We start from the raw sequence: 20,543 nt of genomic DNA on the forward strand, positions 1-20,543 counted from the left end.
CCCCGGACGACCCGGCCAGGGTCCCATCACGGCCCCGGACCCGGCCGCCGTACCCGTTGCCGCCCCGCTCCCGTCTTGGTTTCGCCCACCGAATGGAGCCCCTCGATGACCGAACAGACCGAGCGCTCCCTCGCCGAGCCCGCCCGCACCGAGCAGCTCCCGCATGCCGACCGTAACGTCGTTACAGGGCCCGCTGCCGGCGATGCCGGGGACGTGGTGACCGACGTGACCGGCCCGGCCGCCGTGGGCACCGGTACGGCCCGCGGCGCCGCCGCGTCCCCGGCGCTCCCGGACACCGCCCCGGCGCCCGCCGAGCCGCGCCCACTGGGGGAACCCCGCACCTGGCCGCGGGACTTCACCGACCGGCTGACCGCGCCGCTGCCGGGTGTCCGGGCGCTGGCCCGGATCGCCCGGGAGGGCAAGCTGCGGCCGGCCCCCGAGGCGCTGCTGGAGATCCAGCAACTCCCCTTCGCACCCGGCCCGATGCCGGACGTCCGGCCCTCGACCATGGCGCTGACCTGGGCCGGGCACGCCAGTTGGGTCATCCGGATCGGCGGGCTGACCGTACTGACCGACCCGGTCTGGTCCCGCAAGATCCTCGGCACGCCGGCCCGGGTCACCCCCGTAGGGGTCCGCTGGGAGGATCTGCCGCCGGTCGACGCCGTCGTGATCAGCCACAACCACTACGACCACCTGGACGCGCCGACTCTCAAGCGCCTGCCGCGCGAGACCCCGCTGCTGGTCCCCGCGGGACTCGCGCCCTGGGCCCGCAGGCGCGGTTTCACGCGGGTCACCGACCTGGACTGGTGGGAGGCGGTCGAACTGCCCGCGCCCGGTGGGTCCGTACGCTTCGACTTCGTCCCCGCGCACCACTGGAGCAAGCGGACGCTGACCGACACCTGCCGCTCCCTCTGGGGCGGTTGGCTGCTCACCGCGCCCGACGGGCGGCGCATCCACTTCGCGGGGGACACCGGTTACGGCCACTGGTTCGAGGAGATCGGCCGCCGCCATCCGGGCATCGATCTCGCGCTGCTGCCCATCGGGGCCTACGACCCGCGCTGGATGCTGCGGCCGGTGCACACCGACCCGGAGGAGGCCGTACGGGCCTGCCGGGACCTGGGAGCGCGGTGCCTGGTCCCGATGCACTGGGCCACGTTCCTGCTGTCCGCGGAGCCGCCGCTGGAGCCGCTGCGCCGGGTCCGCGCCGCCTGGGCCGCGGCCGGGCTCGCGCGCGAGGACCTGTGGGACCTGCCGGTGGGGGCGTCACGCGTCCTCGACGAGGTCACCTCGGGCGCCGGCCGTACCTGAGCCGGCGGGCAGCACTACGCGGCGGATCCCGCAGCGGTACGTGGCGGATCCCGCCGGCTGCGCGTGCGGCGCCCGAGCTACGACGTCCCGCTACGACGCCCTACTACGCCCCCCGCCCCGCCCGTCGGTCGCCCGGTCCCGCCCGCCGGTTCCCCGGCTCCGCCCGCCGGCGCCGGCCGGAGCCGGTGCCACACCCGGGGTGCCGTGCTGACCAGTACGGTCGCCAGCCGGGGTTCGCGGTGCCGGGTGGCGGCGCCCAGCAGCCCGGTGGGGAACGGGACTTGGGGCGTGGCCCAGGGCCCGCAGTCTGTGGTCGACGAGGGAGCGGCGGCCGTCGTGGCCGGGGCGGTCCGGATGGCTCCGGCTCATGGCCCGCCGGGAGGACCGGCCGGCGGCGCTCTGCGAGGAGATCACCGGCGTGGGCGGCAACGCCTCCTTCGTGGTGGGCGAGGCCACGTCGGAGGAGTCCGTCGCGGAGTCGGTCGCCGTCACCGAACGGCTCGGCGGCCTCGACGCGACGAGCGACGAGGCCAAGCGGGCACGGGTGCGCAGACCCCGCTGAACTTCATCGCGCTGCCCGACGGCATGGCGCGGGTGACGCTCTTCCTGCCGTCCGACGAGTCCCGCTGGATCACCGGCACGGTGCCCCCGTGGACGGCGGCGCCGCAGCCGCCTGAGGTCGGGTCCTGACGCGCACCGTGTGCGGGCGATATCGATGCAGCGCGCACGAATCGCACCCCGGTCGTCCGGTCCGCAGGTGGTGTGACCGAAGATCTTCGCCTGGCAGTTGGGTCGGACAGGAGGATTCGCGGCGATTTTGAGCCGTGCGGGCGTGCGGTGACCATAGGCCCAGCCGGCACCCCGGCGAGTCAGCACGACGAGAGACGCGTCACACACCATGCACCGCGATCCTGCCGTAGAGGTCACCCCTACCGCCTCTGACCTGGACGTTCCAGCGAACCGTCCGTTCCGGTTGAATCTGATCACCGCCACCGCCCTCGTGATGGGCAACATCATCGGCGGCGGCATCTTCCTGCTGCCGGCCTCGGTGGCGCCCTTCGGGACCATCAGCCTGGTCGCCTTCGGCGTCCTCACGCTCGGTGCGATCTCCCTCGCGCTGGTCTTCGGGCGGCTGGCGCAGCGCCATCCGGACACCGGCGGCCCCTACGTCTACGCGCGCGAAGCGTTCGGCGACTTCGCCGGGTTCCTCTCCGCCTGGTCGTACTGGACCATGACCTGGGTCAGCAACGCGGCGCTGGCGGTCGCCGCCGTCGGCTATGTGCACGTCCTCTTCCCGGGGCACGAGTCCAAGGGCGTCGATCTCGCGGTGGCCCTGGGCGCGCTGTGGCTGCCGGCGCTGGCCAACTTCGCGGGCACCCGCTACGTCGGCGCGGTCCAACTGGTCTCCACCGTCCTGAAGTTCGTCCCGCTGCTGTTCATCGCGATCGTCGGGATCTTCTTCTTCGACCCGCACAAGCTCGGCTCGTTCCACGAGGGCGGCGGCAGCACCCTCGGCGGGCTGTCCGCGGCGGCGGCGATCCTCCTCTACAGCTACGTCGGCGTGGAGTCAGCCGCGATGAGCGCCGGCGAGGTCCGCGACCCGGAGCGTAACGTCGGCCGGGCCACCGTCCTCGGCACCATCGGCGCCGCCGTGGTCTACCTGCTCGGCACCCTCGCCGTCTTCGGCACCGTCTCCCACGACAAGCTGGTGACGTCCAAGGCGCCGTTCTCGGACGCGGTGGACGCGATGTTCGGCGGCCACTGGGGCGGTACGGTCATCGCCGCGGCGGCCGTGATCTCCATCGTCGGCGCGCTCAACGGCTGGACCCTGATGAGCGCCCAGTCCCCGTACGCCGCCGCGAAGGACGGCCTGTTCCCGGCCGCGTTCCTCAAGAAGCGGCGCGGCGTGCCCACCTTCGGTGTGCTGGCCGCCGCCGTGCTGGCCAGCGCCCTCACGGTGATCAACTACTTCGTCGGCACCGGCGGCGTCTTCGAGATCCTGGTGCTGATCACCACCTTCTCGGCCACCGTCCCGTACCTCCTGGCGGCCGGCGCGCAGATCTACTTCCTGGTCAGCGGCCGGCGCGACAAGGTCCGCCCCGGCCGGTTCGCCCGCGACCTGACGCTCGCCCTGATCGCCTTCGGCTTCACCTTCTGGCTCGTCGCCGGGGCCGGCTACGCGGCGATCTACCAGGGCGTGCTGTTCCTCTTCGCCGGCATCCTGGTGTACGCGCTGATGGCCGCCCGGCGCGCGGACCGCGCGGAGCGGCGGGACGGGCCGGAGCATGCGGAGGAGGCGCGGGAGGCCGCGCCGTCCCCGGTGGCCGCCGCGGCGCCGAGCGGCGGCGGCCCGGCAGCGTAGCCGGCGGCGAGCCCTGGGCGGACCCGGGATTACCGGACCGCGGGATTACCTCCGACGTAATCGACCCTCCCGGGCCGCACCGGCAGAGTGAAGGCATCGGTTCACGGGCCGGCGCACTCCGGCCCGTGAACCGGTGCCGATACGTCTCTTCCGGATACCGGATATCACCAGGAGTTCGCCATGTCGCAGCACGGGCACGGGCAGTCGCGCAACGGGCAGCAGGGCACCGCCGGTCAGAACGTCGATCATTCGGTCGCCGCTGCGCGGTACATCGACGCGTGGAACGCCACCGAGGAGGGCGAGCGGGCCGAGGCGGTCGCCGCGGCGTTCACCGGGGACGCCACCTACACCGATCCGCTGGCCGACGTCGCGGGCCATGAGGGGCTGGCGGCGGCGATCGCCGGTGCGCACCAGCAGTTCCCGGGGTTCGCCTTCCGGCTGCTGGGGGCGGTGGACGGCCACCACGACATCGCGCGGTTCGGCTGGGAGCTGGTCGCGCCGGACGGGGCGGCGCCGGTCGCCGGGTTCGACGTGGTGCGGCTGGCCGAGGACGGCCGGATCCGGTCGGTGCTCGGATTCCTGGACCGCGTCCCGGCGGTGTGAGGGGCCCGGCGGAACCGGCGTGACGGGGGAGCGATGCCTGTGATGTCAGGCCCGGCCGGAGGCCGGTGCCCGCGTCACGCCAGGGTCCGCAGGGCGGCGGCCGTTTCGGGGTCGGCGGGCAGCAGCGTCTCCACCGCCAGTTCCGAAACGGTCACATCCATCGGGGTGTTGAAGGTGGCGATCGTCGAGATGAAGGACAGCACCCGGCCGTCGTGCTCGATCACCATCGGCAGGGCGAAGGGCGGGTGCTCGCCGAACGCCGCGGTCTCCCGCCCGCCCTCGGGCAGCGGGTAGCCGCTCACCTCGTCGTACAGCTCCCGCAGCGGCGCGGACCGCAGCAGCGCCAACTGCCGCTCCATCTGGTCGAGAAGGTGCCCGCGCCACTCCAGGAAGTTGCGGATGCGGGGAGCCAGGCCGCGCGGGTGGAGGGTGATCCGCATGGCGTTCAGCGGCGGTTCGAGCAGGGCCGGGTCGATGCCGTCGAGCAGCACGGCCAGGCCGTTGTTCGCCGCCTGCACGTGGTACGTCCCGTCCACCACCAGGGCGGGGTACGGTTCGTAGCCGGTCAGCATCCGTTCCAGTCCCGCCCGCAGCGCGGTCATCGACGGGTCGTCCAGCGGGGTCTCCGGAAAGCTCGGGGCGTAACCGGCCGCTATCAGCAGGACGTTGCGCTCCCGTACGGGGACGTCGAGATGCTCGGCCAGCCGCAGCACCATCTCCTGGCTGGGCCGGGCGCGGCCGGTCTCGACGAAGCTGATGTGGCGGGCGGAGGAGTCGGCGCGCAGCGCCAGTTCCAGCTGGCTCATCCGGCGCCGGTCGCGCCATTCCCGCAACAGGGTGCCCACACCCGTGGATTCCGACGCGAGCGCCGCGGCAGTCGTCATGGGGGGAAGGTAGCCGACATCACTGATGTTACCGCTGGTAACTTCTGTGGGTGCCGCGCACCCTCCGTGCCCGGGCGCGCGAACCGGGTCCACCGTGACAGGCTGGAGGTGCCGCACCCGGAGGGCGGCACCGGCACACTGCGGGAGGCGAGCACGATGCAGGCTCAGGTGGAACCGCTCAGCGACACGGAGATCCAGGACCGGCTCGCGGAGCTGCCCGGCTGGACCGTCGACGGCACCCTGCTGTGCCGCCGCTACCACTTCCGCGGCCACCTCCCGGCGGCCGTGATGGTGATGCACATCGCCCGGATCCAGGAGGAGTTGGGCCACCACGCGGATCTGACCCTGGGGTACAACCGGCTCGCCGTCGCGGTGAACACGCACAGCATCGGCGGCCGGATCACCGCTCTCGACTTCGGCCTGGCCCACCGGATCGAGGAGATCGCCGCGGCGCACGGCGCCGACTGAGCCGGGCGCCCGTCAGCTCGGCGCGCGCGGCTTGATGATCCGGCCGGCGCGCGCCAGCTCCACGTTGAACTGGGCGCCGGACAGCAGCGACAGGTTCGAGAACCACAGCCAGATCAGGAACACCACGGGCCCGGCGAGCGAACCGTAGAGCCGGTTGAAGGTGCCCACGTACGAGGCGTAGAACGCGAAACCCGCCGACGACACCAGCCACAGCAGCACCGCCAGCACCCCGCCTGGCCCCGCCCGCCGCACCCCGCGCGAATGCGGCGGCCCGGACCGGAACAGCACCATCGCCAGCACGGTCGCCAGAAGCAGCAGCAGCGGCCACTGGAGCACGTTCCAGGTCGCCTCGCCCGCCTCCCCGAGACCCAGCGCCCGGCCCAGCGCGGTCGCCACCGGCCCGCTCACCAGCAGCGCCACCGCGCTGCTGATCAGCAGCGCCATCAGCAGCAGCGCCGTCACGATGATCCGCGGCGCCTTCCGCCACGGCGGCCGGTCGTCCTTCGTACGGTGCATGGCGTGCAGCGCCCGCCGGAACACCGCCAGATAGCTGCACGACGACCACAGCGCGCTGGCCAGCGCACCGCCCACCACCACCCAGGCGGCGGTGCGCTGGTGGGCCATGACGACCAGCGCATGGCGGACCGTCGTGCCGGACTCGGCCGGCGCGATCGAGCTGAGCCGGTTGATCAGCTGTTCGGTGCCCGCCGGATCGGCGAGCCCGATCAGCGAGATGGTGACGATGGCCGACGGCAGCAGCGCCAGTACGGAGTAGTACGTCAGGCTCGCCGCCCAGTCCGTCACATCGCCGTGCCACACGGACAGCGGCGTACGGCGCAGCGCGGTGCGGTACCGCTTCCAGGCGGGGCGGTGGGCCGGGCGCCCGGCGGCGACCGGAGCCGGGGCCCCGGACGGTGCGGCGCCGGCTTCCGGGGCCCGCTCCGCCGTCGTGGTCCGCCGGCGCGCCTCGCCGCGCATACCGCTTCCACCCATGTCGTATCCGTCCTGTGTGCCGTACTGGTCCTGCATCATCCCGGTTCTCCGCCGCCCCTGTCAGGCGAACGGTGCCGCCCGTCGCCCCGTCAGGAGAACGGCAGGGACCGCCACGGCGAGGCCGGATCCTGGGTCAGCACCCGGTGGACGTGCACCGCCTCCGCGTACGGCGCCCCGAACCAGCCGTTGTCGAACGCCAGCATCCGGCCCAGCGCATGGCCCGCGGCGAACTCCTCCCACGAGCCGTAGACCTCACCGGCCCGCGCGGCCACCCGCGTCACCGCCTGCTCGGCCTGCGGCGGCGCTATCAGCCGTGCGCCCAGACCCCACCGCACCAGACCGACGGCGTGCACGAGGTCGAGCGCGGTCAGCGACACCACCCGGCCGCCGGCCGGCAGCAGCCCGTCCGCCCGGAAGCGCTCCTCGTACCGGCCCACCAGCTCGGGCACCGCGGGCGCCTCCCCGGACGGGGCCGGTGCCCCCGGTGTCCCGCCGTGCCGGGCGCGCAGCGCCGCCTCCGTCCCGGCCGGCACGAACTGCCCGCCGAGCAGCGCCTCGAAGCGCTGCTGCCAGCCGGCCGGGTCGGTCACCGACCACTGCTCGCGCAGCGTCTGCGCGTCCGCGGCGTAGTCCAGGAAGGCGGTGCCGAGCTCGTTCCACGGGACGCTGTGCTGCACCGCGAGCGGCGCGCCGCAGGCCAGCCCTTGGGCGACCGGGCCGTGCTGCGGAGCGCCCTGGTGCGTGGTGAGCAGCCCGCCGGGCCGCACCCCGTACTGCGCCCGGACCCGCAGCCAGCCGGCGCGGTGGGCGGGTGTCGCGGCGAGGTACGCGGCGAACGGTGTGCCCGGGTTGACCGCCAGCCGCCACCGGTCGTTGGGCCAGTCCTGCGCCAGCTCCTCGACCGACACCCGGTCGAAAAACTGCTGCGGCTGCCAGGGCGGCAGCATGCCGCGCGTCAGTACGGGAATGCACTTACCGCCCGCCGCCGGGTCGTCGTAAACGGGGAGCGGGTCCTGACCCTGCTGCGGCACCGCCAAATACAGATCCTCGCCGGCGATCGCCGCGACCTGTCCGTCCCAGTCACCACGCGCCGTCGCTTCGTACAGCCGCCGCTCGGTATCCGTCGGCGGCATCCATCCCGGAGTAGCCACAGGTCCCGACCCTACGGTGGCCCGCCGCCGGCCCGTAACCAGGGGCCACGGCGGGGACCTCCGGCCGGACGGCGGTTTGCCCCGCAACGACCCGTAACGGAGGCTCGATGTCATGAGCAGTCACGACCGCCCCGTATCCGGGCATCCGCAGGACGGCACCGCCATCGACTGGGCGCAGCTCGGTCCGCTCCTCGAACGGGGCGCCGCCCTCCAGACCCCGCTGTACGAACAGGCGGCGGGGTGGCTGCGGGACCTGCTGATCCCTGATGTCGCGTCAGACACCGGTGCCGTTGCCGGTGCCGTTGCCGGGGAGGACGCGGTCGGCCGGATTCTGGACGTCGGCAGCGGACCGGGCGTCGTCAGCTGCCTCCTGGCCCGCGCCTTCCCGGCCGCCGAGGTGTGCGCGGTGGACGCCAACGAGGCACTCCTGGAGCGTGCCCGGGCCCGCGCCGCGCGCCTCGGCCTCGACGGCCGGATCCACACTCACCTCGCCGAAGTCCCCTACGGGCTGGACTCGCTCGGGGGCGGTGACCTCATCTGGTCGAGCCGGGCGCTGCACCACGTCGGCGACCAGCGCGGCGCGGTCGCCGCCCTCGCCGGCCACCTGCGGCCCGGCGGGCTGCTCGCCGTCTCCGAGGGCGGCCTGGCGCCGCGCTTCCTGCCGCGCGACATTGGCATCGGCCGGCCCGGACTCCAGTCGCGCCTGGACGCGGCGGCCGAGGACTGGTTCACCGAGATGCGTGCGGCGCTCCCCGACACCACCGGCGCGATCGAGGACTGGCCCGCCTTCCTGGCCGACGCCGGCCTGCGCACTCCCCGCACCCGCAGCTTCCTGCTGGACCTGCCGGCGCCCCTCTCCGCCGACGCCCGCCACTACATCCAGGCCAATCTCACCCGCGCCATGGAGCTCTACGGCGACCAGCTGGATCCGGACGACCTGAGCACCCTCGCCCGCCTCACGGACCCCTACGACCCGGCCGGCATCACCCGCCGACCGGACGCCTTCCTGCTCGCCGCGCAGACGGTGCACACGGCGCGCGCACAGTGATCGGCCCGCCGGTCCGGGAAGGCGGTCCGGAAGGCGGTCCGGAAGGCGGTTCCGTAGACGCGAGACGAGGTGAGACGAGGCGAGGGAGGCGAGGCGAGGGCGGGGCGCCCGCCGATCGCACCGGATCGGCCCGACTCGCCGCCGTTGTCGGTCCCAGGCAATACGCTGGGTGACGATGGTGCCGGGCAGGCGCAGGAGAAGGGGGAGGCGATGGACCCGATGGACGGCAACAGGGCGGCGTCCGGCGGCGGCAGCGGCGCCCGGGGTGCGGGCGGCGCCGGCGGGACCGGCGGATCCGGCGGGACCGTCTGCAACGGCGTGTCCGGGAACGCGGTCGTCAACGGCCCCCTGACGCAGGCCGAGCGGATCTACTCCATCCAGTTCGGCGGCGGGGCCCCGACCCCGGTGACGCCGCGTCAAGTACCGCTTCCCCAGGCCGGTTTCGTGAACCGGAGCCGGGAATTCGCCGCCCTCAACGCCGCGCTGGCCTCCTGCACGCCGGACAGCCCGCCGACCACCATCGTGATCACCGGCCTCGGCGGTGTGGGCAAGACGGAACTGGTCTCCCAGTGGGTGCGGCGCGAGCTGACCGAGCGGTTCCCCGACGGCCAGTTGTACGCCGATCTCGCCGAGGTGCGCCACGACGGCGGGATCGACGTCGGCGGCGTCATCGGGACCTTCCTGCGCGCCCTGGGCGTCCACGAGAGCTTCATCCCCGCGGGGGCGGCCGACCGGTCGGCGGCGTTCCGCTCGGCTACCGCGGGACGCAGGCTGCTGGTGGTGCTCGACAACGCCCAGCACGCCGCCGAGGTACGGCCGGTCCTGCCCAGCCACGGCCTGACCGTCGTCCTCAGCCGCAAGCGGCTGGCCTCCCTGGAGATGGACGGCGCGGTCTCGGTGACGGTCGGCCCGCTCGACACCGACGCCGGTGTGCAACTGGTGCGGCGCTGGCGCAGCGGCGCGCCGGAGCCCGGTGCCGCCGCCCCGGACCCGGGGGCGGAATCCGGCGCCGCGGCCCGGCTCGTCGCGGCCTGCGGCGGGCTCCCGCTGGCGCTGCGGGCGGCCGGGGAATGGCTCATCGAGCGCCCGCACATGAGCCTGGAGGCCGTGCTCCGCGAACTCACCGCCGAGCAGCTTCCCTTGCACGCCGCCGACGGCTCGGTGGCCGCCGTCTTCGACGCGGTCACCGAGACCTTCCCCGAGCACACCCGGGCCCTCTACCGCTTCCTGGGCTGCCACCCGGGCACCACCTTCACCTCCGCCGTCGCCCGCGCCGCCGGCGTCCCGCGCTTCGAGGACGGGCTCCGCGATCTGCGCACCGCCCACATGGCCGTCGGCGCGGGCGGACCGGACCGCTTCCGGCTGCACGACGTGGTGGCCGCCCACGCCCGTTCCCGTACCCGCGACGTCCCCGAGGAGGAACTGCGCGCCACGCGGCGCCGGGTGACCGACTTCTACCTGGTGGCCGCCGCCCGCGCCGACCACCTCGTCCTGGGCCGGCGCTTCCGCCTCCAGGAAGCCCCCGACGTTCTCGCGGACCGGCTGGGCCAGGACGCGCAGGGGCTGTTCGGCACCGAGGCCGAGGCGCTGGAGTGGCTGGACGCCGAACGCGCCAATCTCCTGGCCGTGTTGCGGACCGCCGCCGGCGAGGGCCGACCGGACGCCGTCTGGCGGCTGTGCGAATCGCTGTGGGCGCTCTACCACAGCCGCAAGCACTACGCGGACCAGATCGAGGCCCACCGCCTGGGCATCGAGGCCGCCCGGTGGGAGGGCCGGGTCGACGCGCAGGTCCGGATGCACAACCAACTCGCCCGCGCCCACTACTCCCTGAAGGAGTACGCCCTCGCCGACACCGAGCTGAGCCGCGCCGAGGAACTGCTGGGACTGGTCGCCGACGCCCGGTTGCCCGGCATCATCTGGGAGACCCAGGGGCTGATCTGCCTGGCCCGCGAGGAGCCCGAGCGCGCCATCGCCCTCTTCGAGCGTGCGCTGCGCGCCAACGAGGGCGACGCCCACGGCATCGTCGTGCAGACCTACAACCTGGGCCAGGCGACGCTTGCCGCCGGCCGTCCGCGGGAGGCGCTGGAGCTGCTGGCGGGGGCGCTCGCGACGGCGGAGGCCGAGCGCGACGACGCGATGCGGCCGCGGATCGGGATCGTCCGCGGCCGGGCCTGCCAGGCACTGGGACTCCTGGACGAGGCGCTGGCGGCGGTCACCGATGCCGCGCTGCTGGCCGATCAGCTGGGGCAGGTGGTGAAGCTGGCGGAGGCGCTGGAGCTCACCGCCGAGCTGGGTGACCGGATAGAGAGCACCCAGGTGCAGCACGCGAGCCGCAGCAAGGTGCGCGAGCTGCGGCAGCACGCGGGAATCGGCGGCCCCATGGGCTGATCGCGCACCACGGCGCAGGACGCCGGGATCCGTCACCCGGCACCGTCGCCCCGCACGACGGTCGCGCAACCAACCCGAGTCCGCCACCCGCGTACGACGGTCCGCTGCGACGGCCCCGTGCGACGCTTCGGCCGGTCCTTCCCGGTGCCCCGTGCCGCGTTGTCCGCGTTCCTTTCCCCCGCCTCCCGCCGCACCCCGTTCCGTCCCGAGAGTGGTTTCCCCGTGCCCCTGTCGCCCCGCCGCCTCCGCAGCAGGCGTCTGTGGCCGCGCTGGAACACCGTTCCGGAAGACGCCCGGGTGCTGGGGGTGGCGCGTACGCTCACCTCGGCGACCCGGCTGATGGACGTACTGCGGCTGCTGCCGCCGGAGGACGGCATCAGGGTGTCCGTCACGGTCAACCCCGGCTCGGTGTTCGGCGACGGGCTGGCCGACTACTTCGACGCGCTGGGCGCCACCGTGCTCAGCTGGCGGGAGGCCACCCGGCAGCGCTTCGACCTGGCCGTGGCCTGCGCCGTCCACCCCTCCATGCGGCGCCTGGACGCGCCGCTGATGGTGATGCCGCACGGCGCCGGGTACAACAGGCTGGTCACCGAGTCCACCGGCGACCCCAGCGCGCCCGCGGGTCTGTCCCGGCGGGAGTTGACCCGGTGGGGGCGGGTGGTGCCGGCCGCGATCGGGGTCTCGCACGACGAGCAGATCGCCCGCCTCGCCCGTACCTGCCCCGAGGCCGTGCCGGTCGCCCATCTCATCGGCGACTACTGCTTCGACCGGATCGCGCAGAGCGTGCCACGCCGCGACCTGTACCGGGCGTCCCTGGGCGTGGGGCACGGCCGCCGGCTGGTCGTCATCAACAGCACCTGGAGCGAGCACTCCCTCCTCGGCCGCCATCCGGACCTGCCGCTGAAGCTGGTCAGCGCGCTGCCCGCGGACGAGTACGCGGTCGCGATCGTGCTGCACCCCAACGTCTGGGCCCGGCACAGCCGTTACGGCGTACGCCGGCTGCTCGGCACGGCGATGGACGCCGGGCTGCTGGTCCTGCCGCCGGAGGAGGGCTGGCGCGCCGCGCTGATCGCCAGCGACTGGGTGGTGGGCGACCACGGGAGCACCACTTTCTACTCGGCGGCGCTCGACCGCGTCGTACTGCTCGCGGCCACCGGACTCGACGAGCTCGACCCGGCCTCGCCCACCGCGGCCCTCAGCCGCGCGGCGCCCCGCCTCGACCCGGAGGGCGATCTGCTCGACCAGCTGCTGACCGCCGCCGAGCGGCACCACCCGGAGCGGCAACAGGGGCCGACGGACTCCCAGTTGGCGGCCCGTGGCGAAGCGGGTCGGCGGCACCGCGAGGTGATGTACCGGTTCCTCGCCCGCCGGCACATCCGCCCGCCCGCGACACCGCCCGACCCCGACCCCGTGCCGGAGCCGCGCCCGGAGCGGCACCTGGGCCCGACCGCGTACGACGTGACCGGCGAGGTGCTGCCCGACGACTCGGTGGCCCTGCGCCGCTGGCCGGCCGTCCGCCCCGGGTGCGAGGAGCCGCGCGGCCTCGTCGACGAGGAGTCCCGCGGCTTCCTGGCCGTCACGGACGAGGAGACCAGCGGCTACAAGCGGTCGTCGGCGGCGGTCGTCGCGCGTACCGTCACCGACGCCGAACTGGCGCCCGTGGACTGGCTGCGCGGTCGGATCCCGGACGCCCACGCCGGCCATGACGTCGCGGTCGCCGCCCTCGCCGACGACCGCTGCCTGCTGCTCCTGCGCACCGGTGAGGTCCTGCTCGAAGCGCACGCGCCCCGGTCGTTCGGCCACCCGGCGGCACGCCTCGACCCCCTGCTCCTCGGCTCGGCGGTGGCGGTCTGGCTGCACGAGAAGCGCACCGCGGAGGAGCTCTCGGCCGGCCTGCTGCTGCGCACCGGCGTGCGCTGCGTGCGGGTCACCTTCACGGCGCCGCCGTGAGCGGGCGGCAGGCCGGCGGTCATCGCCGCATGCCGTCCGGCACTCCTCAGCCCTGTGTCATCGGCTTCGGGTGGATCATCGCGAAGACCGCGCCCTGCGGGTCGGTCACGATGGCCATCCGGCCGGCGATCATGTCGAAGGGCTCCTTGATCGCGTTGCCGCCGGCCGCGGTCACCTTGGCCACCGCCGCATCGGCGTCCGCCACCGCGAAGTACGTCAGCCAGTGCGACGGGGTGTCGGCGGGCAGCTGCTCCGGCATCGGCTGCATACCGCCCACGGCGTGCTCGTTCACGTTGAGCGAGTAGTAGTGCGGGGCGCCTTCCATGGTCGCGGACTCGATGCCGAAGACGGCCCGGTAGAAGGCGGAGGCCGCGGACCGGTCGCTGGTGTTGAGCTCGTTCCAGATCAGCGCGCCGCTCTCGTTGACGACACCCGCGCCCGGGAAGTCGACCGGCTGCCAGACGCCGAAGACCGCCCCGGTCGGATCGGCGGCGAGGAACATCCGGCCCAGGGACATCACGTCCATCACGGGCATCAGCACGGTGCCGCCGGCGGACTCCACCGACTGCTTGGTGGCGTCCGCGTCGGCGGCGGACAGATATGTGGTCCAGACGGTCGGCGGCGCCGGCTGGTCGCCCATGGGCACCGCGGCCATGATGCCGGCGACCGGTTTCCCGTTCAGCCGGCACACGGCATAACCGCCGGTCTCCGACGGGCCGATCTCGCCGGACCAGCCGAGGAGGTCGGCGTAGAAGTCGAGGGCGGCCTGCTGGTCCGGGGCCGCGAGGTCGACCCAGCAGGGCGTCCCGGGAGCGTAGGGAGTGGTGACGTCGGGCATCGGTGCCTCCTCGGAGCGGAGTGTTGGCCGGCCGGTGCAACCGGCCCGCCGGCAGCGCCCCCCTTTCCACACTTCCCGCCGCCCGCCGACCCCGCCACTCGGCACCGCGGCGCCGCCCCTTCCGTCCGGGAACGGAGCGGGGCGGCGCCGTACGGGCATCGGCCGCGCGGCGGCCTCGGGGCCTCAGGCCATGTCGAACGTGGCCGGGTCCGGGCCGAGGCGGTTGCCCGAGTCCAGGCCGGCGACGGCCGCCAGGTCCGCGCCGTCCAGCTCGAAGCCGAAGACGTCGAAGTTCTCCCGGATCCGCGACGGGGTGGCGGACTTGGGGATGACGATGTTGCCGATCTGGAGGTGCCAGCGCAGCACCACCTGGGCGGGGGTCTTGCCGTGCTTCGCGGCGATCCCGGCGATCGTCGGGTCCTCCAGGAGACCCTTGCCCTGGCCGAGCGGCGACCATGCTTCGGTGGCGATGCGGTGCCGGGCGTGGAACGCGCGAGACTCGGCCTGCTGGAACTGCGGGTGCAGCTCGATCTGGTTGACGGCCGGGACGATCGAGGTCTCGCCCAGGAGCCGCTCCAGGTGGGCGGGCTGGAAGTTGGAGACACCGATGGCCTTGGCACGGCCGTCCGCGTAGATCTTCTCGAACGCCTTGTACGTCTCGACGTACGTGTCCTGGGCCGGGAGCGGCCAGTGGATCAGGTACAGGTCGACGTACTCCAGGCCGAGCTTGGCCAGCGAGGCGTCGAAGGCGCGGAGGGTGGAGTCGTAGCCCTGCTCCGAATTCCAGAGCTTGGTGGTGACGAAGAGCTCCTCGCGGGGGAGGCCCGAGGCGGCGAGCGCCCTTCCGGTGCCCGCTTCGTTGCCGTAGATCGCCGCGGTGTCGATGCTGCGGTACCCGGCCTCCAGGGCGTGCCCGACGGCGGCGAGCGCCTCGTCGTCGGAGATCTGCCAGACGCCGTACCCGAGCTGGGGCATCGCGAGGTCGTTGTTGAGCGTGATGGACGGAACCGTGCTCACGGGGGAATCGATCCTTACGTCGGCTTTCGTGTACTGCGATCCCAACGATCATCCGCCTCCGGACATTCCCGCGCATGCCGACAGGCTCCGGAATTCCGGGGCATCCCGCAAGGGACCCCTCCCGGCGGCCCCGCGGCACCGTTCCGCGCCCGGCCCCTCTCACCCCCGGTACAGCGCGTCGACCTCCACCGAGTAGGCCGCTTCGATGGCCTTGCGCTTGAGCTTGAGGGACGGCGTCAGCAGGCCGTGCTCCTCGGTGAACTGGTTGGCCAGTATCCGGAACGTGCGGATCGACTCGGCCTGGGAGACCGAGGTGTTCGCGGCGACCACGGCGCGCCGGATCTCGGTCTCCAGATCCGGGTCGCGCACCAGGTCGGTCGGCGGCATCTCCGGCTTGCCGCGCATGGCCAGCCAGTGCGCCACCGCCTCCGGGTCCAGGGTCACCAGCGCGGCGATGAACGGCCGGTCGTTGCCGACGACGATGCACTGGGCGACCAGCGGATGCGCCCGTACGCGCTCCTCCAGGGACACCGGCGAGACGGACTTGCCGCCCGAGGTGACGAGGATTTCCTTCTTCCGGCCGGTGATCGTCAGATAGCCGTCCTCGTCCAGGGCGCCGAGGTCCCCGGTGGCGAACCAGCCGTCCTGCAACACGGCATCGGTCGCCTTGGGGTTGTTGTGGTAGCCCTGGAAGACCTGGCCCCCGTAGAGCCAGATCTCGCCGTCCTCGGCGATATGGACGGTGGTGCCGGGGACGGGCGTGCCGACCGTGCCGAAGCGGGTCCGCTCCGGCGGGTTCGCGGTGGCGGCGGCGGTGCTCTCCGTCAGGCCGTAGCCCTCGAAGATCCGTACGCCGGCGCCGGCGAAGAACAGTCCCAGCCGGCGTTCCATGGCCGAACCGCCGGACATCGCGTGCCGCACCCGGCCGCCCATCGCCTCGCGGACCTTGCTGTAGACCAGCTTGTCGAAGATCTGGTGCTGCATCCGCAGCGAGGCCCCCGGCCCGGAGCCGGTGCCGAACGCCTTGTGCTCCCTCGCCTCCGCGTAGCGCACCGCGATGTCGACGGCCTTGTCGAACGGGCCGACCTTGCCGTCCGCCTCCGCGCGCCGCCGGGCCGCGGCGAAGACCTTCTCGAAGATGTACGGCACGGCGAGGATGAAGGTGGGGCGGAACGCCTGGAGGTCCGGGATCAGGGCGCGGGCGGCGAGCTCCGGCTGGTGGCCCAGCTTGACCCGGCCGCGGATCGCGGCGACCTGCACCATCCGCCCGAAGACGTGCGCCAGCGGCAGGAAGAGCAGGGTCGCGGCCTCGTCGCCGGGCTTCGAGCGGAAGACCCTGTCGTAGCGCAGCACGATGTTGTCGGCCTCGGCCATGAAGTTGGCGTGCGTGATGACGCAGCCCTTGGGGCGGCCGGTGGTGCCGGAGGTGTAGATGATCGTCGCGGTGGCTTCCGGGGTGACGGCCATCCGGTGGCGGTGCACCACCTCGTCGTCGATGTGCGCACCGGCCGCGGTCAGTTCGGCCACCGGATCGGCGTCCAGCTGCCAGAGCTTGCGCAGCTGGGGGAGCCGGTCGACGACCGAGCCGACGGTCATCGCGTGGTCCTCGTGCTCGACGAGCGCGGCCGAGACGTTGGCGTCGTGCAGCATCCAGAGGACCTGCTCGGCCGACGACGTCGGGTACAGCGGCACGGACTGGGCGCCGACGGACCACAGCGCGTAGTCGAAGAGGGTCCACTCGTAGCGCGTGCGGGACATGATGCCGACCCGGTCACCGAACCGGACGCCCTGGGCGAGCAGGCCCTTGGCCAGCGCCAAGACCTCGTCCCGGAACTGCGCGGCGGTGACGACCTCCCACTGCCCCGCGGCGTCCTTACGCGCCAGAGCGGTCCGTTCCGGGTCGGTTGCGGCGTTGTCGTAGACGGAGTCGGCCAGCCCGCCGACCCGGGGCGCGGTCGCCAGCGGCGGGACGGTGAACTCGCGCAATTGCCCAGCTCCTCGTGGTGCTTCTCACAAGGCCGCGACCGTACCCCACGGGGGCGGCGGGCGGGAGTGCGGTAGCACGCCGCGAACGGTCCGCCACCGGAACTGGCCAAGCGGCGAAATCGGGTTACTTCGGGTAACCGCGGACATTATCCGGCTGTTTCGCCGCCGGACGAACACGCTGCCGGGACCGGATCTGCACCAAATCTCTGCACCTGTCGAGGTGCCGGCGCGCCCCCTGAGAGGAGTGCGGCGCTGCGCGGGAGATCTCTGGGAGATCTTCGGGAGATCCGCGCAAGATGCCGCCGGCCCATGGGACAGACCCTAGAGGGCCCATCGGGCAGGGCCTGGATGTGCTGTTCGGGAGGGCCTGGATCTAGGGGAGGTGCAGCCGGTCGCCGCCCGCCAGGATCGCGGCGGCCAGGGCCTCGGCCGGACCGCGGGCGGCGCCGGCGCGCTGCCCGTGCAGGAGGACGAAGTCCACGCCGCCCAGCTCCGGCAGCCCCGCACGCGGCGGTATCCGGACCAGGCCGGGCGGGATCATCCCCAGGGAGTGCGCCATGACGCCCAGGCTCGCCCGGGTCGCCGCGATCAGTCCGTTCAGGCTGCCGCTGGTGCAGACGATCCGCCATTCCCGGCCCTGGCGTTCCAGCGCCTCCAGCGCGCGGGTGCGGGTCACCGCGGGTGGCGGGAAAACGACCAGCGGGACCGGCCGCTGCGGGTCCAGCCGCAGCCGCTCGGTGCCCACCCACACCAGCCGGTCCCGCCACACCAGCCGTCCGCGCCGCTCCTCCGGCCGCCGCTTGGCCAGTACGAGGTCCAGCCGGCCGGCCGCCAGCAGCTCGTGCAGTGTGCCGGACAGCTCGACGGTCAGCTCCAGATCGACCTCGGGGTGGTCGCGCCGGAATCCTTCGAGCACCTCCGGCATACGCGTCAGCACGAAGTCCTCGGACGCGCCGAAGCGGAGCCGCCCGCGCAGCCGGGTCCCGGTGAAGAAGCTCGTCGCCCGCTCGTTGGCCTCCAGGATGGTGCGCGCGAAGCCGAGCATCGCCTCGCCGTCCTCGGTGAGTTCCACGGCATGGGTGTCCCGGGCGAACAGCCGCCGCCCGGCGGCCTCCTCCAGCTTCCGTACGTGCTGGCTCACCGTCGACTGCCGCAGCCCGAGGCGGTTCGCGGCCTGGGTGAAGCTCAGCGTCTGCGCCACGGCGAGGAAGGTACGCAGCTGCACGGGCTCGAACACGGGAACCTCCAGGGGCGGACCGACGGCGTGGGCGGCTCATCTCGTTTCATGATGGCAGTCACCACGGTGAGGGGGATTCCCGATCGCCCCGGCGCCCGGTGCTCCGGGAGGCGCCGTCCATGCCGCCGCCCGCGAGCCGCCGGTTCTCTTCGGCGCCCGGGCCGGGCCGGCGGTGCTGCCGCTGATGCCGTTCCACCAGATGCACTTGATGGTGTGCGCGGTGCTCGCCAAACGGGACGCGGCACGGGCGGACGGCGGATGGGGCGGACGCGGGGGAGGCGCCGGACGCCGCCGGTGCCGGGCGGGGTCAGTCGGGTCCGCCCCCGCTCACCCGGTCCAGCGGAAGCCCGAGGACCAGCGGGCCGGCGACGGGGGCGTCGGTGCCCCGGACCCGGGCGAGTTCGGAGTCGGTCAGGGCCCGACGGTAGACGCGTACCCCGGCGAGCGCGCCGGTGAACTGGGCGCGACCGTCCGGCCGTTGGCCCAGGTGGACGCCGAAGACCGAGGTGCGGCTGACCGAACCGGGGACGTCGGCGGCGGTGGTGGTCGCGGTGCCGTCCACGGTGAGCAGCAGCCGGCCGCGGGTGCGGCGCAGCGCCAGGTGGTGCCAGCCGCCGTCGTTGTGGGCGCCGTCGGCCGACACCTGGGCGGTGGCGGGGGGCCGGGCCCCGTCGACGGCCGTCAGACGGGCGGTGAGCCGGCGGTGCGCGGGGTCGCCGACCACCGCTACCTGCGGGGACGTGCTGCCCACCCCGCCCATCCACAGCAGCGGCTGCTCCCCGCGCGTCGCCCGGTAGCGGAACCACAGGGTGCAGGTGAAGTCATGGCTGCCCAGGGGGAGCGAGTTGCGGAAGGGGAGGCGGACCGCGTCGTCCCGGCCGTCGAAGGACAGCGCCTGGCCGAACGGGCCGGTGGTGGGGCGGGCGCCGCCCAGGACCAGCGCCGGGCGGGCGCCGCGGGCGGTGTCGGGCGTGGTCGGGTCCGGGGCGCGACGCGGGCCGAGCCAGTCCTCGGTGAAGCGGGCGAAGCGGATCTCGTCGCGGGCGTCGGCGGTGCCGCCCTCGTAGAGCAGGCCGGTGACCCGGGGCGAGACGGCGACCAGGTCCGAGTAGCCGGACCAGTCGGCGGTGACCCGGGCGCCGCGGTCGACGCCCTCCCAGGTGCGGCCCTCGTCGTAGGAGGACCGGATGGTCATGGTGCGCCGCCGGTCCGGGTCGGCGGGCGCGGCGAGCAGGGTGCGGCTGCGGCCCCCGGCGGCGGACGAGTGCGGCAGGCGCAGCGCCGACGCCTGCACCATCGGGGTGTAGAGGTCGGGGATGGCGCGGAACGGGGCGGTGAAGGAGTCGCCGCCGTCGCGGCTGACCGCGGCGGTCCGGTTGCCCAGGTCGGTGCCGTCCTGTTCCCGCCCGTTGACGTAGACGGAGCCGTCGGAGCGTTCCAGGAGGGTCATCTCGGACGGCTTCTGGCGGAAGGTGCCGTCCGCGGCGATCGGCCAGGTGTCCACCGCGCCGATCCGCCAGGTGGCGCCCCCGTCGTCGCTGTGGATCAGGGCGGCGTGGTTGGCGGTGATCCGGTGGCCCGCGTAGCTCTCGGCGTTGACGCCGAACAGCAGCCGGCCCGCGTGCCGGCCCCGGGTGAGCTGGATGCCGTGCACGGGCCCGGTGGCGTACCAGGAGTTCCACTGCCGGGGGCGGATGCGGGGGGTGAGGTCCCGGGGCGCGGACCAGGTGGCGCCGTCGTCGTCGCTGTACTGGAGGTGCGGGGTGCGGTCGCAGGGGACGTCGCAGCTGAGGCCGTCGGCGCGGCCCTTGTTGTAGGTCTCGGCGAGGACGATGCGGCCGGTGCGGCGGTCCACGACGGGCGTCGGGTTGCCGTGGGTGTCGCCGTTGCCGTGGTTGACGACCCGCAGTGGGCCCCAGGTCCGGCCGCCGTCGGTGGAGCGCTTGAGGACGAGGTCGATGTCGCCCGCGTCACCGCAGTCGTGCACCCGGCCCTCGGCGAACGCGAGGAGGGTGCCGCGGGGGGTCCGCACGATGGTGGGTATACGGAAGCAGAAGTACCCCTTCTCCCGGGCCGACTTGAAGAGGACCTGCTGGTCGAAGCCGCCGGAGGGGGCGTCCGGGGCGGCCTGTGCGGGGGCGGTCGCCAGCGCGGTGAGGGCGGTGGCGGTCAGCGCGGCGAGGGCGGCGCGGGGGGTGCGGGGGGCCGGCGCGCGGTGGCGCCGGGGTCTGCTGCGGAGGCGGGGGTGTGCGCGGAGAACCGACGTCATGGTCCGGCCTGCCCTTCGAGGCATCGGGTCGGGTCATCAGG

Annotated in this window: 16 protein-coding genes; 8 read left to right on the forward strand and 8 right to left on the reverse strand. The window is 73.8% G+C overall.

Annotated elements, in window-relative coordinates; translation table 11 throughout:
* The first annotated feature begins 105 nt into the window (after positions 1-105).
* The 4 genes from RZ84_RS30070 to RZ84_RS30085 all read left to right on the forward strand — a co-directional run bounded on the left by RZ84_RS30070 (position 106) and on the right by RZ84_RS30085 (position 4,273).
* The gene (locus tag RZ84_RS30070) at positions 106-1,308 is read left to right on the forward strand and encodes an MBL fold metallo-hydrolase (protein ID WP_241777920.1); all 1,203 of its coding nucleotides are present in this window, start codon (positions 106-108) and stop codon (positions 1,306-1,308) included.
* Between the two features lie 367 nt (positions 1,309-1,675).
* Positions 1,676-1,870: a hypothetical protein gene (locus tag RZ84_RS30075; RefSeq protein ID WP_043267436.1), complete on the forward strand. Its 195-nt coding sequence runs from the start codon at positions 1,676-1,678 to the stop codon at positions 1,868-1,870.
* 411 nt (positions 1,871-2,281) lie between these two features.
* Entirely contained in the window at positions 2,282-3,670 is a 1,389-nt protein-coding gene (locus RZ84_RS30080; protein ID WP_277816888.1) for an amino acid permease, read from the forward strand.
* A 180-nt stretch (positions 3,671-3,850) separates the two neighbouring features.
* A complete protein-coding gene (locus tag RZ84_RS30085; protein WP_078894347.1) occupies positions 3,851-4,273 on the forward strand; it encodes a nuclear transport factor 2 family protein in 423 nt (140 codons plus the stop codon).
* 74 nt (positions 4,274-4,347) lie between these two features.
* Here the strand turns inward: RZ84_RS30085 and RZ84_RS30090 are convergent, their stop codons facing one another.
* Positions 4,348-5,157, reverse strand: a complete 810-nt coding sequence (locus tag RZ84_RS30090; protein ID WP_052230246.1) for a helix-turn-helix domain-containing protein — start codon at positions 5,155-5,157, stop codon at positions 4,348-4,350.
* A 156-nt stretch (positions 5,158-5,313) separates the two neighbouring features.
* Here RZ84_RS30090 and RZ84_RS30095 point away from each other — a divergent pair, with 156 nt between their 5' ends.
* Positions 5,314-5,625: a 4a-hydroxytetrahydrobiopterin dehydratase gene (locus RZ84_RS30095; protein WP_043271237.1), complete on the forward strand. Its 312-nt coding sequence runs from the start codon at positions 5,314-5,316 to the stop codon at positions 5,623-5,625.
* Positions 5,626-5,637: 12 nt separating this feature from the next.
* Here the strand turns inward: RZ84_RS30095 and RZ84_RS30100 are convergent, their stop codons facing one another.
* Together RZ84_RS30100 and RZ84_RS30105 are read right to left on the reverse strand one after the other, a co-directional pair.
* Positions 5,638-6,657: a YihY/virulence factor BrkB family protein gene (locus tag RZ84_RS30100; protein WP_241777921.1), complete on the reverse strand. Its 1,020-nt coding sequence runs from the start codon at positions 6,655-6,657 to the stop codon at positions 5,638-5,640.
* Between the two features lie 50 nt (positions 6,658-6,707).
* A complete protein-coding gene (locus RZ84_RS30105; RefSeq protein WP_043267438.1) occupies positions 6,708-7,751 on the reverse strand; it encodes a DUF1266 domain-containing protein in 1,044 nt (347 codons plus the stop codon).
* A 130-nt stretch (positions 7,752-7,881) separates the two neighbouring features.
* Between RZ84_RS30105 and RZ84_RS30110 the strand changes: the two genes are divergently transcribed.
* The 3 genes from RZ84_RS30110 to RZ84_RS30120 all read left to right on the forward strand — a co-directional run bounded on the left by RZ84_RS30110 (position 7,882) and on the right by RZ84_RS30120 (position 13,155).
* On the forward strand, positions 7,882-8,817 hold the full coding sequence (locus RZ84_RS30110) for a class I SAM-dependent methyltransferase (RefSeq protein ID WP_043267439.1): 936 nt from the start codon (positions 7,882-7,884) through the stop codon (positions 8,815-8,817).
* A 210-nt stretch (positions 8,818-9,027) separates the two neighbouring features.
* Positions 9,028-11,205 carry a hypothetical protein gene (locus RZ84_RS30115; protein ID WP_241777922.1) on the forward strand — a complete coding sequence of 726 codons (2,178 nt, stop codon included), beginning with the start codon at positions 9,028-9,030 and terminating at the stop codon, positions 11,203-11,205.
* A gap of 222 nt (positions 11,206-11,427) precedes the next feature.
* Positions 11,428-13,155, forward strand: coding sequence for a hypothetical protein (locus tag RZ84_RS30120; protein ID WP_052230247.1), 1,728 nt, complete (start codon positions 11,428-11,430; stop codon positions 13,153-13,155).
* Between the two features lie 46 nt (positions 13,156-13,201).
* Here RZ84_RS30120 and RZ84_RS30125 read toward each other — a convergent pair whose 3' ends face one another.
* The 5 genes from RZ84_RS30125 to RZ84_RS30145 form a co-directional block, all read right to left on the reverse strand.
* Entirely contained in the window at positions 13,202-13,993 is a 792-nt protein-coding gene (locus RZ84_RS30125) for a VOC family protein (protein ID WP_043267441.1), read from the reverse strand.
* Between the two features lie 183 nt (positions 13,994-14,176).
* Positions 14,177-15,010 carry an aldo/keto reductase gene (locus RZ84_RS30130; RefSeq protein ID WP_043267443.1) on the reverse strand — a complete coding sequence of 278 codons (834 nt, stop codon included), beginning with the start codon at positions 15,008-15,010 and terminating at the stop codon, positions 14,177-14,179.
* Between the two features lie 159 nt (positions 15,011-15,169).
* Positions 15,170-16,996, reverse strand: a complete 1,827-nt coding sequence (locus RZ84_RS30135) for an AMP-dependent synthetase/ligase (RefSeq protein ID WP_198540069.1) — start codon at positions 16,994-16,996, stop codon at positions 15,170-15,172.
* 373 nt (positions 16,997-17,369) lie between these two features.
* Positions 17,370-18,233: a LysR family transcriptional regulator gene (locus tag RZ84_RS30140; protein ID WP_043267445.1), complete on the reverse strand. Its 864-nt coding sequence runs from the start codon at positions 18,231-18,233 to the stop codon at positions 17,370-17,372.
* 307 nt (positions 18,234-18,540) lie between these two features.
* Positions 18,541-20,502 carry a sialidase family protein gene (locus tag RZ84_RS30145; protein ID WP_043267447.1) on the reverse strand — a complete coding sequence of 654 codons (1,962 nt, stop codon included), beginning with the start codon at positions 20,500-20,502 and terminating at the stop codon, positions 18,541-18,543.
* Positions 20,503-20,543: the final 41 nt, after the last annotated feature.

Origin of the sequence: Streptomyces sp. CT34 (assembly GCF_000805335.1) — a bacterium.
Classification (GTDB): Bacteria; Actinomycetota; Actinomycetes; order Streptomycetales; family Streptomycetaceae; genus Streptomyces.

Bases quoted from the DNA above. Each gene is read 5' to 3' on its own strand.
- RZ84_RS30070 (WP_241777920.1), top strand. From the start codon at position 106: ATGACCGAACAGACCGAGCGCTCCCTCGCCGAGCCCGCCCGCACCGAG.
- RZ84_RS30075 (WP_043267436.1), top strand. From the start codon at position 1,676: ATGGCCCGCCGGGAGGACCGGCCGGCGGCGCTCTGCGAGGAGATCACC.
- RZ84_RS30085 (WP_078894347.1), top strand. From the start codon at position 3,851: ATGTCGCAGCACGGGCACGGGCAGTCGCGCAACGGGCAGCAGGGCACC.
- RZ84_RS30090 (WP_052230246.1), bottom strand. From the start codon at position 5,157: ATGACGACTGCCGCGGCGCTCGCGTCGGAATCCACGGGTGTGGGCACC.
- RZ84_RS30095 (WP_043271237.1), top strand. From the start codon at position 5,314: ATGCAGGCTCAGGTGGAACCGCTCAGCGACACGGAGATCCAGGACCGG.
- RZ84_RS30100 (WP_241777921.1), bottom strand. From the start codon at position 6,657: ATGATGCAGGACCAGTACGGCACACAGGACGGATACGACATGGGTGGA.
- RZ84_RS30105 (WP_043267438.1), bottom strand. From the start codon at position 7,751: ATGCCGCCGACGGATACCGAGCGGCGGCTGTACGAAGCGACGGCGCGT.
- RZ84_RS30110 (WP_043267439.1), top strand. From the start codon at position 7,882: ATGAGCAGTCACGACCGCCCCGTATCCGGGCATCCGCAGGACGGCACC.
- RZ84_RS30115 (WP_241777922.1), top strand. From the start codon at position 9,028: ATGGACCCGATGGACGGCAACAGGGCGGCGTCCGGCGGCGGCAGCGGC.
- RZ84_RS30125 (WP_043267441.1), bottom strand. From the start codon at position 13,993: ATGCCCGACGTCACCACTCCCTACGCTCCCGGGACGCCCTGCTGGGTC.
- RZ84_RS30145 (WP_043267447.1), bottom strand. From the start codon at position 20,502: ATGACGTCGGTTCTCCGCGCACACCCCCGCCTCCGCAGCAGACCCCGG.